This window comes from Frateuria sp. GZRR33, assembly GCF_051900425.1.
Taxonomy (GTDB): Bacteria; Pseudomonadota; Gammaproteobacteria; order Xanthomonadales; family Rhodanobacteraceae; genus Frateuria_A.
Genome location: NZ_JBHZGK010000001.1, coordinates 55786 through 69754 on the forward strand (window position 1 = coordinate 55786; position 13969 = coordinate 69754).

Here is a 13969-nt window from a genome sequence, read left to right on the forward strand (position 1 = left end):
CCGTGCATACGGAAGGCCGAGAGTGCGCCCGGAGGCGTGAAAAGAAAACGGAGCGCAAAGCGCTCCGTTCCTGGGTGGGTGTGGAAGCAAGGGCCTCCCCCTCTCCCCAGCTCTCTCCCCCGGCGGGGCCGGGGGAGAGGGAGCGGTTTGCGGCCAGCTTGCCGTTTCCCGCTCCCGTTCCTCGCTTTATTGCGGCAACGCCAGATCGTCCAGCAACGCCTTCAGGAAGCGCGCCGCCTCGCCGCCGGTCGCAGCGCGGTGGTCGAAGGTCAGGCTGATCGGCATGCGGCGATGCACCTCGATGCCGCCCATCACGGCGACCACGTCGTGGCTGAGCTTGCCGGCGCCGATGATCGCCACGCACGGCGGCACCACCACTGGCGTCGCGTAGCGGCCGGCGAACATGCCGAAGTTGGACAGGCTGATGGTGTAGCCGGAGAGCTCCGACGGCGGGATCGTGCGGTCCTCCACCTGGCTGCGCAGGCGCTTGATCGCGGCGCGCACGCCGGCGCCGTCGAGCACGTCGGCGTTGCGCAGGGCCGGCACGAACAGGCCGTCGTCGGTATCGACCGCGATGCCGATGTCGACGTGCGGGTGCATCGTGCGGGTGAGGTTCTTGCCGTCGAACCAGGCGTTGAGCGCGGGCACCGCCTTGCATGCGGCGACGATCGCGCGGATCAGGCGTGCGGTGATGTCCTGCTTGCCGATCCAGGCGTGCAGGTCGGCGTCGTCGACCAGCGTGGTCGGCACGACCTGGGCGTGGGCGTCGGCCATCACGCGCGCCATGTTGCGGCGCACGCCCTTCAACTGCTCGGGCTGACCGGTCGCCGGCTGCGACGGCGGCGCGGTTCGCACCGGCTTGCCGGCGAGGGAAACCGGGCCGCGCTGCGGGGCCGGGCCGGGCTCGGGCAGTTCCGGCGCCAGGTGGCGGCCGGCCGAAGCGGGAACCTCGCGCGCCGGCGTGCCGCCGAGCGGGGCGCTGCCGTTGGCGGCGGCGTCCTTGACGTCCTTCATGGTGACCACGCCGTCGGCGCCGGTCGGGCGCACCTTGGTGAGGTCGACCTTGAGCTTCTTCGCCAGCGCGCGCACCGCCGGTACCGCCTTGACGCCGCCGATGCTGGCGGCCTGCTCGACGTGCACGGTGTTGCCGCTGACCATCGCGCCGACCACGGTGCCCTCGTCCTCGCGATCCTTGCCGTTGGTCGAGACTTCGCCGCCCTCGTCCGAGGCGATGACCTTGCTGCTGTCATCCGGCGCGGGGCTGCCGACGCTCTTCTTCGGACCATGGTGGTGGCCGGTGGCCTCGGCTTCGGCACGCTGCTTGGCGTTCGGGTCGGGCTCGAAGTCGGCCAGCGCGGCGCCGGTCTCGATCACGTCGCCGGCGGCGCCGTACAGCTTGGTCACCTTGCCGGTGTAGGGCGAGGGCACCTCGACGACCGCCTTGGCGGTTTCCATCGAGGCCAGCGGCGCGTCGAGCTTGATCGTGTCGCCGACTTTCACGTGCCATTCGACGATGGTCGCGTCGGGCAGGCCTTCGCCGAGGTCGGGCAGGTAGAACGTCTTGATGTCAGCCATGAGTAAGCTTCCAGGTTTTGGGTTTTCTCCCTCTCCCCTGCGGGGAGAGGGCTGGGGTGAGGGGCGGGGCTCGCCTGGAAGTTCATCGAAGCGATCACATGCTCCAATGTCATTTACCGCAAGCCTTGGCCCCTCATCCGCCCTCCGGGCACCTTCTCCCGGGAGGGGAGAAGGATTTACGAGGCCGCCAGCGTGCGCTTGGCCGCCTCGACCACGCGCTCGGTGCTGGGCAGGTACTTCATTTCCAGTCGGAACAGCGGGATGTGCGTGTCGAAGCCGGTCACGCGTTCGACCGGCGCGAGCAGGTCGAACATGCATTCCTCGGCCAGGCGCGCAGCGATCTCGGCACCGAAGCCGGCGGTCTTGGGCGCCTCGTGCACGATCACGCAGCGGCCGGTCTTGGCCACCGACTCGGCGATGGTGTCGAAGTCCAGCGGCGTCAGCGTGGCGACGTCGATCACTTCGGCGCTGATGCCCTCGGCGGCCAGCGCGTCGGCCGCTTCGAGCGTTTCCTTCACCTGTGCGCCCCAGCTCACCAGGGTCACGTCGGTGCCGTCGCGCAGCACGAAGCACACGTCCAGCGGCAGCGCCTCGCCGTCGTCCGGCACCTCTTCCTTGTACTGGCGGTAGATGCGCTTGGGCTCGAAGAACATCACCGGATCGGGGTCGCGGATCGCCGCCAGCAGCAGGCCGTAGGCGCGCGCCGGCGAGGAAGGCATCACCACGCGCAGGCCGGGGATGTTGGTGAACAGGTGCTCGTTGGCCTCGGAGTGATGCTCCGGCGCACGGATGCCGCCGCCCCACGGCGCGCGCCAGACGGCCGGCACGGTCAGCCGGCCGCGGGTGCGGTTGCGCAGGCGCGCGGCGTGGCAGGCGATCTGCTCCATCATCGGGTAGATGAAGCCCTCGAACTGCGCCTCGGCCACCGGCTTCATGCCCTGCACGGCCAGGCCGACGGTGACGCCGGCGATGGTGGTTTCGTCCAGCGGCGTGTCGAGCACGCGCAGCTCGCCGAACTTTTCCTGCAGGCCCTGGGTGGCGCGGAACACGCCGCCGTTGACGCCCACGTCTTCACCCAGCACCACGACCGATTCGTCGTGCGCCATCTCGTAGGCGAGCGCCTGGGTGACTGCTTCGATAAGAGTGATCTGTGCCATGGCTTAGTGGGCCTTGTTCTCGAGCGAGAGCGCGAGATCGCGCTGCTTTTCCAGGTCGGCGGGGATTTCGGCGAAGGTGTAGTCGAACATCGCGGTGACCGGCTGGGTCTTGGTCTCGAGGTAGGCGTTGACCTCGTTGTCCATCCAGTCGTCGCACTCGGCCTTCCAGGCTTCTTCCTTCTTGTCGTCCCACACCTTCTTGGCCACCAGCCAGTTCTTCAGGCGCTTCATCGGGTCTTTAGCCCAGGCGTCCTTGACCTCCTGCTCGCCGCGGTAGCGGCGCGCGTCGTCGGCGGTGGTGTGGTCGCCCAGGCGATAGGTGACCGCCTCGATGACGCTGCCGCCCTCGCCGTTGCGGGCGCGCTCGAGCGCGTCCTCCATCGCCTTGCGCACGGCGATGATGTCGTTGCCGTCGACCTGGATGCAGTACAGGCCCGCGGCGATGCCCTTCTGTGCCAGCGTCGGCGCGCCGGACTGGATCTTGCGCGGCACCGAGATCGCCCACTGGTTGTTGACGATCACCGCGACCATCGGCAGGTTCTGCGCGCCGGCGATGTTGATCGCGCCGTAGAAGTCGCCCTTGGACGAACCGCCGTCACCGATGGTGCACACCGCCACGCGCTTCTCGCCGCGGATCTTGAAGGCGAGTGCCGAACCGGCCGCGTGCAGGCACTGCGTGGCGATTGGCACCGACCAAGCGAAATCGTGGCGCGCCGGCTCGTTCTGGTAATCGTTGCCGCGCTCGTCGCCGCCCCAGTACATGTAGACCTCGCGCGGCTGCACGCCGCGGTAGAGCTGCGCGCCGTACTCGCGGTAGCTCGGCGCCAGCACGTCTTCGGGCTTCATGGCGCTGCCGATGCCGACGTGCGCGGCCTCATGGCCCAGGCACGAGGCATAGGTGCCGAGCTTGCCGGTGCGCTGCAGCGCGATCGACTTGGCGTCGAACACGCGGGTGGAGAGCATCAGCTTGTACAGCTCGACCATCTGGTTCAGGTCCTGCGCGAAGGCAGGCAGGTCGTCCCGCACCTGCTTGCCCTCGGCGTCGAGGTATTGCAGGTACTCGATTTCAAACTTGGCGGCGATGGACACGACTCGCTCCCGTGAAGGTGGAGTGGAGATGGGGATACGTTGGGGGAGGCGGCGGCCCATCCAGTGGGGCCAGGCACGCGCAAACGGCCCGAAAAGACCGCCTTTGATAGCAGGCAGGCGTGTTGCGCTGCAAGGTACGGTGCAACATGCGCACCGGTACGGGCTGGGCGCGAAGTGGCGTTACCATGCGGTTTTGGCGCCTACAGACGACACCATGACGGACAACCGCCGCGACCTCGAAGCTGGCATCGAAACCGACCTGCAGGGCCGGCTGACCTACGGCGGCTACCTGCGGCTGGACGTGTTGCTGTCGGCGCAGCAGCCGGTCGGCGATCCGCCCACGCACGACCAGATGCTGTTCATCGTGCAGCACCAGGTGGCGGAGTTGTGGATGAAGCTGGTCATCCACGAGTTGAGCGCCGCCATCGCGCACCTGCAACGGGACGAGCTGGATACCTGCCTGAAGATCCTTGCCCGCGTGAAGCAGGTGCAGCGCCAGCTGTTCGAGCAGTGGGCGGTGCTGGAAACGCTGACGCCCGCCGAGTACCTGGAATTTCGCGACCAGCTCGGGCCGTCCTCGGGCTTCCAGTCGCTGCAGTACCGCACGATCGAATTCCTGCTCGGCAACAAGAACGCGCAGATGCTCAAGGTGTTCGGGCACGATCCGGCGGCGCAGGCACAACTGCGCGCGGTGCTCGAGGCGCCGAGCCTCTACGACGAGTTCCTGCGCTACCTGGCGCGCCGCGGACACGCGGTGCCGGCCGACCTGCTCGAGCGCGACTGGTCCGAGCCGCACCGGCGCCACGAGGGATTGCTGCCGGTGTTCCGGCGGATCTACGAACAGCCGAAGGAGTTCTGGCCCGAGTACCACATGTGCGAGCAGCTGGTGGACATCGAGGAAAGTTTCCAGCTGTGGCGTTTCCGCCATATGAAAACGGTGGAGCGGATCATCGGGCACCGGCGTGGGACCGGCGGCTCCTCCGGCGTGTCGTTCCTGAAGAAGGCGCTGGAGCTGGAGTTCTTCCCCGAGCTGCTGGACGTGCGCACGGTGCTCGGCACCTGACGCTCCGTTGTGGAAGCGCCTCCCGTGCGCGACCGTGATGCCCGGCGGTCGCGCGCGGGGTGCGCTCCGCAAGCGCCCCGCCATTGACGCGCCGCCCTTGCGCCGGTTACACGTCAACGATGGCGCGCGGCGAGCGTGCCCTCCAGCCCAAGGGGAATCCATGAGCCAGACCGCCGAATCCGCGCCGGCCGCGCCCGCCTATCCACAGTTGCTCGGCCACCCGCGCCCGCTGTGGATGCTCTTCATGACCGAGTTCTGGGAGCGCTTCGCCTACTACAGCGTGAGTTGGGCGCTGGTGCTGTACATCGTGGCGCAGTTCTTCAACGGCGACCCGGCGGGGCAGGGCTGGGCGGCCGGCATCTATGGCGCCTACACCGCGCTGATCTACGCCGCGTCGATCTTCGGCGGCTACGTGGCCGACCGGGTGATCGGCTACCAGCGTTCGATCCTGCTCGGCGCCGCGGTGATGGCCGCGGGCCTGTTCACCCTGCTGGTGCCGAGCAAGCCGCTGATGATGCTCGGCCTGGCGCTGGTGATCGCCGGCGACGGGCTGTTCAAGCCGAACATCTCCACAATGGTCGGCCAGCTCTATGGCCGTGACGACCCGAGACGCGACCGCGGCTTCACCCTGTTCTACATGGGCATCAACGCAGGCGCCTTCGTGGCGCCGCTGCTGACCGGCTGGATGGCGGCCCATTTCACCGACACGCCGATGCAGCAGAACTACCGCATCGTGTTCGGCGCCGCCGGCGTGGGCATGCTGCTGAGCTTCCTGTGGTTCTGGTTCGGTCGCCGTGGCCTCAAGGGCCTGGGCCGTCCGCTGGCGGGCATGGAAAACCGCCTGCGCGTGCTGTGGGTGCTGATTGGCACCGCGGTGGCCGTGCCGCTGATCTATGCACTGCTGGCCTACGTCGGCGCCGAGGGCCTGCAGTGGTTGCTGGGCGTGCTGTTCATCGGCGTGGCCGCGGCGCTGATCGTCGAGGCGATGCGTCACGACCGGGTGCAGCTGCACCGGGTGATCGCCATGCTGATCGTGTTCGTCTTCAGCGTGGTGTTCTGGACGTTCTACTTCCAGTTCGGCACCTCGCTCAACTTCCTGGCGGAAAACTGGGTGGACCGCGAGATGTTCGGCGGCTGGGTGTTCCCGGTCGGCTGGTTCCAGTCGGTGACGCCGCTGGCGATCCTCACGTTCGCGCCGCTGCTGACGCTGGTGTGGGCGCTGCTTTCGCGCCGCAACGCCGAGCCGTCGATCCCGCGCAAGTTCAGCTTCGGCCTGATCTTCAACGGCCTGGGCTTCATCGTGCTGGTGTATGCGCTCAAGGAACTGCTCGGGCCCACCGGCCTGATCCCGTTCTGGCCGCTGGTGCTGTGCTACGTGATGCAGACCCTGGGCGAGCTGTGCCTGTCACCGATCGGCCTTTCGATGGTGACCAAGCTCGCGCCGCCGCGGTTCGTTGGCCTGGCGATGGGCGGCTGGTTCCTCTCGCTGGCGGCCGGCGGTGATTTTTCCGGTCTGGTGGCGCGTTCGATCAGTGGCGAGAGCGGCATGACGGTCGCTTCCGCGCTGTCCGGCTTCAACTTCTGCTTCTGGGTGCTGGTCGGGTCGGGCGTGCTGCTGCTGGTGATCTCGCCGCTGATCAACAAGCTGATGCACGGGGTGAAATAGAGCTCGCCAGTGAGCCTTCCCCCGTCCCACGGGGGAAGGTGCCGACAGGCGGATGGGGGAAGCCTTGCCGGATATTGCGGGTTGCCGCTTTCAAGAGCGGGTTTGCACGAACGCCGCCGCTCCGCGCTCCGATCGCCCCCATCCGCCCTTCGGGCACCTTCCCCCGTAAACGGGGGAAGGATCGGATCTAGCGCTCCGGCGGCATCAGCTTGTCGAGAATGCGCTCGAGCCAGGCCTGTTCCTCGGCATCGAGCTTCGCCAGCAATTCGCGCTCGCGTTGGCGCGCCATCGGCGCGACCTGGTCGTGGATCGCCCAGCCGGCCTCGCTCAAGTTGAGCACCGAGCGGCGCTTGTCGCCGTCATGGGTGGCGCGGTCCACGCGACCTGCCGCGACCAGTCGGGCAAGCGCGCGGCTGACCGCCACCTTGTCCATCGCCGTGCGCTCGGCCACTTCGCGCGCCGACAGCCCGTCGAAGCGCCCCAGCACGGCCATCACCCGCCACTCGGTGACGGCCAGGTCGAAGCGGCGCTGGTAGTCGTCGGCGATCGCCTGGCTGACCGTGTTGGACACGATCGACAACCGGTAGGGCAGGAACCGCTCCAGTTCGAGCGGTGCGTGTTCGGCCGGCGGGCGGACAGGTTGGCGCTTGGCTGGCACGGCAGCGCAGCTCCTTGCAAATGGTTTCACATGTAACTATAACGGAGATCCAGCCGGAAGCTTCGTGGCCCCCGCGCATGCTCGTGGGCGTGGCCGCATCGCCACTTTACGTCTTCGCCATTTGAGGAGAGCGCCATGAACGCCCAACCGAACCTCGGCATGCAGGTCACCACGTTCGAAAACCCGATGGGCATCGACGGCTTCGAATTCGTCGAGTTTGCTGCGCCAGCCGGCCGCGGTGGCGAGCTGCATGAGCTGTTCCGCAAGATGGGTTTCACCGCGGTGCTCAAGCACAAGACCCGCGCGATCACCGTCTACCGCCAGAACGGTGTGAACTTCCTGGTCAACGAGGACCCGGACTCCTTTGCCGCCGATTTCGCCGCCAAGCACGGCCCCTGCGCCTGCGGCTTCGCCATCCGCTTCAAGATGGCGGCGGACGAGGTATGCAAGAAGGTGTTGGCCAACGGCGGCGAAGCAGTCGATCACAAGGCTGCCAGCAAGGCGGTGAACGCGCCGGTGGTCAAGGGCATCGGCGACTGCATGCTCTACCTGGTCGACCGCTACGGCGCCAAGGGCGACGTCTACGACGGCGACTACGAAGCGGTGCCGGGGGCTGCGCAGCATCCGAAGGGGTTCGGGCTGACCTTCATCGACCACCTCACCCACAACCTCTACTTCGGCAACATGCAGAAGTGGTCGGATTACTACGAGCGACTGTTCAACTTCCGCGAGATCCGCTATTTCGACATCAAGGGCGCCAAGACGGGCCTGGTGTCGAAGGCGATGACCGCGCCGGACGGCATCGTGCGCATCCCGCTGAACGAATCGAACGACCCGAAGAGCCAGATCAACGAATACCTGGACGCGTACCACGGCGAGGGCATCCAGCACATCGCCTGCTTCACCGACGATATCTATGCGACGGTCGAAGCGATGCGCGAGCAGGGCGTCGAGTTCCTCGATACGCCCGATACCTACTTCGACGTGATCGACCTGCGCATTCCCGACAACGGTGAAGACGTGCCGCGCCTGCGCAAGAACAAGATCCTGATCGATGCCGATCCGGAGACCAAGCAACGCAAGCTGCTGCAGATCTTCACGCAGAACAACATCGGGCCGATCTTCTTCGAGATCATCCAGCGCAAGGGCAACGAAGGCTTCGGCGAGGGCAACTTCCAGGCGCTGTTCGAATCGATCGAGCGCGACCAGATGAAGCGCGGCGTGCTGTAAGGCACGCCGCGGGAACCGCCGGTCAGTGGCCGAGGTTGTTGTGCACGATGGCGGCCACCACCGCCCCGAAGAAGACGAGGTAGACGACCAGCAGGGCGAGCCCGACAAGGTAGAGCACGCCCTGGATCACGAAGTAGGTTTTCAGGCGCGAGAGGGCTTCGATCAGCGCATTGGCGTCATCCTGGAGCTGCGAGCGCTGCGCCGCCCCGGCCGACTGGAGCAGCAGCACGCCGGTCCAGATCGGCAGCCACGCAATGAGGATGCCGATGATGGTGAGGGCAGTGATCGCACCCTGGATGATGAACATGATGCCGATGAACTTCATCCAGCCGGCGGCCGATGCCAGCGGCAGGCTGATTTCGCGGGTTGCGCGCGCAGGCATGCCCGCGCCGGGTGCGGCAGGTACGTAAGACATGTGGTTCCCCTGGTGTTTGATTGCGTAACTGGACCAGGCTTCCCCCTGGAGGCCCGGCCGGCAGAGAGTAGAGGCAAAAGGCGGGGCCGCGCAGGACCCTGCCGACTACCGGAGCTGAGGTCATGAAGACGGGCAACGCATCGGCGTACCAATCGGGTTTCGGCAACGAATTTGCCACCGAAGCCATCCCCGGCACCCTTCCCCAGGGACAGAACTCGCCCCAGCGCGTGGCCCATGGCCTCTACGCCGAGCAGCTCTCCGGCACCGCGTTTACCGCGCCGCGCCACCTCAATCGCCGCAGCTGGCTTTACCGCATCCGCCCGGCAGCCGTGCACGAGCCGTTCGAGCCGCTGGCGCACGAGCACTTCCACAACCGCTTCGACGAGGCCCCGGCCACGCCCAACCAGTTGCGTTGGGATCCGCTGCCCAGCCCCACGCAGCCTATCGACTTCGTCGACGGGCTGGTCACCATCGCCGGCAACGGCGGCCCGGCCGAGCAGGCGGGCATCGGCATCCACCTTTATGCAGCCAACCGTTCGATGGAAGGCCGCTTCTTCTACGACGCCGATGGCGAACTGCTGATCGTGCCGCAGCAGGGGCGCCTGCGCCTGGCGACGGAGCTGGGCATCCTCGACGTCGAGCCGCAGGAGATCGCCGTGATCCCGCGCGGCGTGCGCTTCCGGGTGGAGCTGCCCGACGGCGAGGCCCGCGGCTACGTCTGCGAGAACTTCGGCGCCCTGCTGCGCCTGCCCGACCTTGGGCCCATCGGTTCCAACTGCCTGGCCAACGCCCGCGATTTCCTGACCCCCTGCGCCGCCTACGAGGACGCCGAAGGCGACTTCCGCCTCGTCGCCAAGTTCCAGGGCAGCCTGTGGCAGGCGAAGATCGGCCACTCGCCGCTGGACGTGGTCGGCTGGCATGGCAACTACGCGCCCTACAAGTACGACCTGCGCCGCTTCAACACGATCGGCTCGATCAGCTACGACCATCCGGATCCGTCGATCTTCACCGTGCTCACCTCCGGCAGCGATACGCCCGGCACGGCCAACATGGATTTCGCGATCTTCCCGCCGCGCTGGCTGGTCGCGCAGCACACCTTCCGCCCGCCGTGGTTCCACCGCAACGTGGCCAGCGAATTCATGGGCCTGATCACCGGCGTCTACGACGCCAAGGCCGAAGGCTTCGTGCCCGGCGGCGCCAGCCTGCACAACTGCATGAGCGGTCATGGGCCGGATGCGGCCACCTTCGAGAAGGCTTCCGGTGCCGACCTCTCCAAGGCCGACGTGATTACCGGCACCATGGCTTTCATGTTCGAGACGCGCAAGGTAATCCGCCCGACGCGGCAGGCGCTGGACTCGCCGCAGTTGCAGAAGAACTACTACGCATGCTGGCAGGGCATTGCGCGGCATTTCGTGCCGGGACGCGGTTGATGCGCCGGTTCGCGGGCCCGGTCGGCGCACTGCTGCTCGCCGCCTGCGGCAGCCGCGAGCAGGCCGGTCCACCGGCGCACGCGACCGCCGCCAGCGCACCGGTCGCTACGGTGACCGGCCAGCCGACCGCCGCGGCTCCCGCACGCATGGCGCGCTACGACGGTTACGGTGACCTCAGCTTCGGCATGGACGAACAAGCCTTCGCCGCCGCCTGGCAGGGTGAACTCAGGCGCCTCGGTCCCGCGGGCGCGGCATGCTTCTACCAGACGCCGAAGTGGATCAAGACCCCCTCCGATTTCGCGTTCATGTTCGAACACGGCCGTTTTGTACGCTACGACGTGGGGACAGCGAAGGAGACTGCGCCGGGCGGCGGCAGGGTCGGCATGGGCGCAGAGCAGATCCGCGCGTTGTACGGTGCACGGGTCAGCGAGCTGCCGCACAAGTACGTCCCCGGCGCCACGGTATTACGTGTGACCGCGCCGCATGGCGAGGGCGCGCTGGTCTTCGAGACCGACACCCAGGGCAGGGTGACGCACTGGCGCGCCGGCGTTCCGCCGCAGGTCGATTACGTGGAAGGCTGTGGTTAATCTGAATCCGGAGTTCTCATGAAACTGGCAAGTCTCAAGGAAGGCGGCCGCGACGGCACGTTGATCGTGGTCAGCCGTGATCTCAAGCAGGCGGTGACCGCCGTCCACATCGCGCCGACGCTGCAGGCGGCGCTGGACGACTGGTCGAACGCGGCACCTCGGCTGAACGCGCTGTCGGAGTCGTTGAACGCCGGCCAGGTCGTCGGTGCGTTCGCATTGGACATGGCCGACCTGGCCGCGCCGCTGCCGCGCGCCTACGAGTTCGTCGATGGCTCGGCCTACCTGCCGCACGTCGAGCGCGTGCGCCGCGCGCGCGGCGCCGAGGTGCCGGCAAGCTTCTACACCGACCCGCTGATGTACCAGGCCACCAGCGCCGGCTTCCTCGGCCCGCGCGACCCGGTCGTGGTGCCGAGCGAGGACTTCGGCATCGACCTGGAAGCGGAGGTGATCGTGGTCACCGACGACGTGCCGATGGGCGCCACGCCCGCCCAGGCCTCCGAACACATCCAGCTGGTCGGCCTGATCAACGACGTGTCGCTGCGCGGGCTGATCCCCGGTGAACTGGCCAAGGGCTTCGGCTTCCTGCAGAGCAAGCCACGCTCGGCGCTCTCGCCGGTGCTGGTCACGCCGGACGAACTGGGCGAGGCGTGGAAGGACGACAAGCTGCACCTGCCCATGCGCACCTGGCTCAACGGCCAGTGGTTTGGCGAGGCCGAGTGCGGCGTGGACATGCAGTTCAGTTTCGCGCAACTGGTCGCGCACGTGGCCAGGACGCGCCCGCTGACCGCCGGCACCATTGTCGGTTCGGGCACCATCGCCAACGAGGACACCAGCAAGGGGGCCTCGTGCCTGGCCGAGCAGCGCACCGTCGAGACCCTGCGCGACGGCAAGCCGAGCACGCCATTCATGAAGTTCGGCGACACCCTGCGCATCGAGATCACCGATGCGCAGGGCGCCTCGATCTTCGGCGCCATCGAACAAACCATCACGCCGCTGAAGGCATGATCGGTGCCGCCCGGGCGCACAGGCGCCTGGGCGGTCCTGGCCTGCCGGCCGTCGTTCACAGAAGGAGCCTGCCGATGCCGCACCCATTGCCTGCCCTTGCCGCTGTCCTCGCCACGCCGTTGCTAGGCCTGGCGGTGCATGCCGCCTCGACGCATGCCACCGGCCACGCCACGACCGTCCGCGCCGCCAACCTGCCGAACAACCTGTGCGCCTCCTGCCATGGCGGCGGGAAGGTGGCCTGGCTTGGTCGGAATGCGCTCGATGCGGGCGACCTGGTGGCTGCACGCACCTACCTGCAGGGTGCGCCGCAGGGTTAGGTGCTCCGCAAGGCTTCCCCCATCCATCCTTACTCGCGCCGTCCCTGACGCTCGCCCCTTCGGGGCCGGCTTCGCCGTTCCGCCGGTGCTCCTGCGCCGGCAGGTCGGGGACCTTCACCCGCAGGCGGGGGAAGGATCGTTGCCCGCCGGCTGCTACAGAACGAGCCTTTCGTTCCACTGGATCGACGCGTCGCCGCCATGCTCCAGAACGAGCCTTCCACCGTCCCACGGGGGAAGGTGCCGACAGGCGGATGGGGAAGCCTTGCTGATCACCCGCCCGCGACCTTCTGTCCCACCCGCTGCACCCGTGCCTTGACCCGGATCAAGAGCCCTCCGCACCACCCCGGCACACTGGCCCCATGAACCACGCCATTGCCGCTCCTGCCTTCGATCCGGCCCTGATCGCCCGCTACGACACCGCCGGCCCCCGCTACACCAGCTACCCGACCGCGCCGCAGTTCCACACGCGCTTCGGCGAGGCGGCGCTGCGCGAGGCGATCCGCCAGTCCAACGAGGAACCGATCCCGCGCCCGCTGTCGCTGTACGTGCACGTGCCCTTCTGCATGAGCCCGTGCTTCTATTGCGGCTGCAACCGCGTGATCACCCGCGAGATCGCCAAGGCCGACCGCTACCTGGAACGCCTGTACCGCGAGATCGAGCTGACCGCGCCGCTGTTCGACCGCGACCGCCCGGTGCGCCAGCTGCACTTCGGCGGCGGCACGCCCAACTTCCTCGACCTGCCGCGCATGCGCGAGCTGATGGAATCGCTGGCGCGCCACTTCAGTTTCAGCAGCGAGCGTGCGCGCGAATTCGGCGTCGAGATCGACCCGCGTTTCGCCAATGGCGACTACATGCGGGGCCTGGGCGAACTGGGCTTCAACCGCGTATCGGTCGGCATCCAGGACTTCGATCCGGCGGTGCAGCAAGCGGTCAACCGCATCCAGAGCGTGGAAGAGACGCGCGAGGTGATCGAGGCCGGCCGCGCGGCGGGCTTTGTCTCGGCCAGCGTCGACCTGATCTACGGCCTGCCGAAACAGAACCTGGAAGGCTTCGACCGCACGCTCACCGAAGTGGTCGCGCTCGAGCCCGACCGCGTGGCGGTCTACGGCTACGCCCACCTGCCGGACCTGTTCAAGGCGCAGAAGCACATCCACGCCCAGGACCTGCCCGACCCGGCCACGCGCCTGGCGCTGTTCGGCCGTGCGCTGGAACGGCTTTCCGCCGCCGGCTACGTTTACGTCGGCATGGACCACTTCGCCCGCTACGACGACGAGCTGGCGTGCGCCCAGCGCGAGGGCAGCCTGCAGCGCAATTTCCAGGGCTACTCCACCCATGGCGACTGCGACATCGTGGGCCTCGGCGTGAGCGCGATCGGTCGCGTGGGCGACACCTACAGCCAGAACGCGCGCGACCTCACCGGCTACTACGCCGCGCTGGACGCCGGCCGCCTGCCGATCGCGCGTGGCCTGCAACTGGACGAGGACGACATCATCCGCCGCGCGCTGATCGGCGAGCTGATGTGCCACGGCGAGGTCGACACCCGCCTGTTCGGCGCCCGCCACCGGCTGCTGTTCGACGAATACTTCGCCGCCGAGCTGGCACGCCTGCGCGTGCTGGCCGACGACGGTCTGGTGACGCTGGACGGGCGCATGATCCGGGTGACCGCACGAGGGCGGCTGTTGCTGCGTAGCATCGCGATGTGTTTCGATGCCTACCTGCATGCCGACGAAGCGCCACGCCGCTTCTCGCGCACGATCTGACCGGCCACAAGGCGTTG

13 protein-coding genes are annotated in these 13969 nt (G+C 67.7%); 8 read left to right on the forward strand and 5 right to left on the reverse strand.

What is annotated here, in order from left to right:
- Positions 1-186: 186 nt before the first annotated feature.
- The 3 genes from ACFWZU_RS00355 to pdhA form a co-directional block, all read right to left on the reverse strand.
- Positions 187-1575, reverse strand: coding sequence for a dihydrolipoamide acetyltransferase family protein (locus ACFWZU_RS00355; RefSeq protein ID WP_439699421.1), 1389 nt, complete (start codon positions 1573-1575; stop codon positions 187-189).
- 176 nt (positions 1576-1751) lie between these two features.
- Positions 1752-2732, reverse strand: a complete 981-nt coding sequence (locus ACFWZU_RS00360) for an alpha-ketoacid dehydrogenase subunit beta (protein ID WP_439699422.1) — start codon at positions 2730-2732, stop codon at positions 1752-1754.
- Between the two features lie 3 nt (positions 2733-2735).
- Positions 2736-3821, reverse strand: a complete 1086-nt coding sequence (pdhA, locus tag ACFWZU_RS00365) for a pyruvate dehydrogenase (acetyl-transferring) E1 component subunit alpha (RefSeq protein WP_439699423.1) — start codon at positions 3819-3821, stop codon at positions 2736-2738.
- Positions 3822-4035: 214 nt separating this feature from the next.
- Here pdhA and ACFWZU_RS00370 point away from each other — a divergent pair, with 214 nt between their 5' ends.
- Together ACFWZU_RS00370 and ACFWZU_RS00375 are read left to right on the forward strand one after the other, a co-directional pair.
- Positions 4036-4884, forward strand: coding sequence for a tryptophan 2,3-dioxygenase (locus ACFWZU_RS00370; RefSeq protein WP_439699424.1), 849 nt, complete (start codon positions 4036-4038; stop codon positions 4882-4884).
- A gap of 160 nt (positions 4885-5044) precedes the next feature.
- The gene (locus ACFWZU_RS00375) at positions 5045-6550 is read left to right on the forward strand and encodes a peptide MFS transporter (protein WP_439699425.1); all 1506 of its coding nucleotides are present in this window, start codon (positions 5045-5047) and stop codon (positions 6548-6550) included.
- 187 nt (positions 6551-6737) lie between these two features.
- Here the strand turns inward: ACFWZU_RS00375 and ACFWZU_RS00380 are convergent, their stop codons facing one another.
- Positions 6738-7208, reverse strand: coding sequence for a MarR family winged helix-turn-helix transcriptional regulator (locus tag ACFWZU_RS00380; RefSeq protein WP_439699426.1), 471 nt, complete (start codon positions 7206-7208; stop codon positions 6738-6740).
- Positions 7209-7343: 135 nt separating this feature from the next.
- Between ACFWZU_RS00380 and hppD the strand changes: the two genes are divergently transcribed.
- Complete coding sequence (hppD, locus tag ACFWZU_RS00385; RefSeq protein WP_439699427.1) at positions 7344-8438, forward strand: 4-hydroxyphenylpyruvate dioxygenase; 1095 nt, start codon at positions 7344-7346, stop codon at positions 8436-8438.
- 22 nt (positions 8439-8460) lie between these two features.
- On the opposite strand, the gene ACFWZU_RS00390 is transcribed toward hppD, so the two are convergent.
- Positions 8461-8853, reverse strand: a complete 393-nt coding sequence (locus tag ACFWZU_RS00390) for a DUF5362 domain-containing protein (RefSeq protein WP_439699428.1) — start codon at positions 8851-8853, stop codon at positions 8461-8463.
- A gap of 122 nt (positions 8854-8975) precedes the next feature.
- On the opposite strand from ACFWZU_RS00390, the gene hmgA reads away from it, so the two are divergent.
- The 5 genes from hmgA (at position 8976) to hemN (ending at position 13952) form a co-directional block, all read left to right on the forward strand.
- The gene (hmgA, locus tag ACFWZU_RS00395) at positions 8976-10283 is read left to right on the forward strand and encodes a homogentisate 1,2-dioxygenase (protein WP_439699429.1); all 1308 of its coding nucleotides are present in this window, start codon (positions 8976-8978) and stop codon (positions 10281-10283) included.
- Entirely contained in the window at positions 10283-10870 is a 588-nt protein-coding gene (locus ACFWZU_RS00400; protein WP_439699430.1) for a lectin, read from the forward strand. Before hmgA ends, ACFWZU_RS00400 begins: the two co-directional genes overlap by 1 nt.
- Positions 10871-10888: 18 nt before the next feature.
- Positions 10889-11875 (forward strand): fumarylacetoacetate hydrolase family protein, encoded by a 987-nt coding sequence (locus ACFWZU_RS00405; protein WP_439699431.1) that lies wholly within the window; start codon positions 10889-10891, stop codon positions 11873-11875.
- A gap of 74 nt (positions 11876-11949) precedes the next feature.
- Positions 11950-12192 (forward strand): hypothetical protein, encoded by a 243-nt coding sequence (locus ACFWZU_RS00410; RefSeq protein ID WP_439699432.1) that lies wholly within the window; start codon positions 11950-11952, stop codon positions 12190-12192.
- A gap of 359 nt (positions 12193-12551) precedes the next feature.
- A complete protein-coding gene (gene hemN / locus ACFWZU_RS00415) occupies positions 12552-13952 on the forward strand; it encodes an oxygen-independent coproporphyrinogen III oxidase (protein ID WP_439699433.1) in 1401 nt (466 codons plus the stop codon).
- Positions 13953-13969 lie beyond the last annotated feature (17 nt).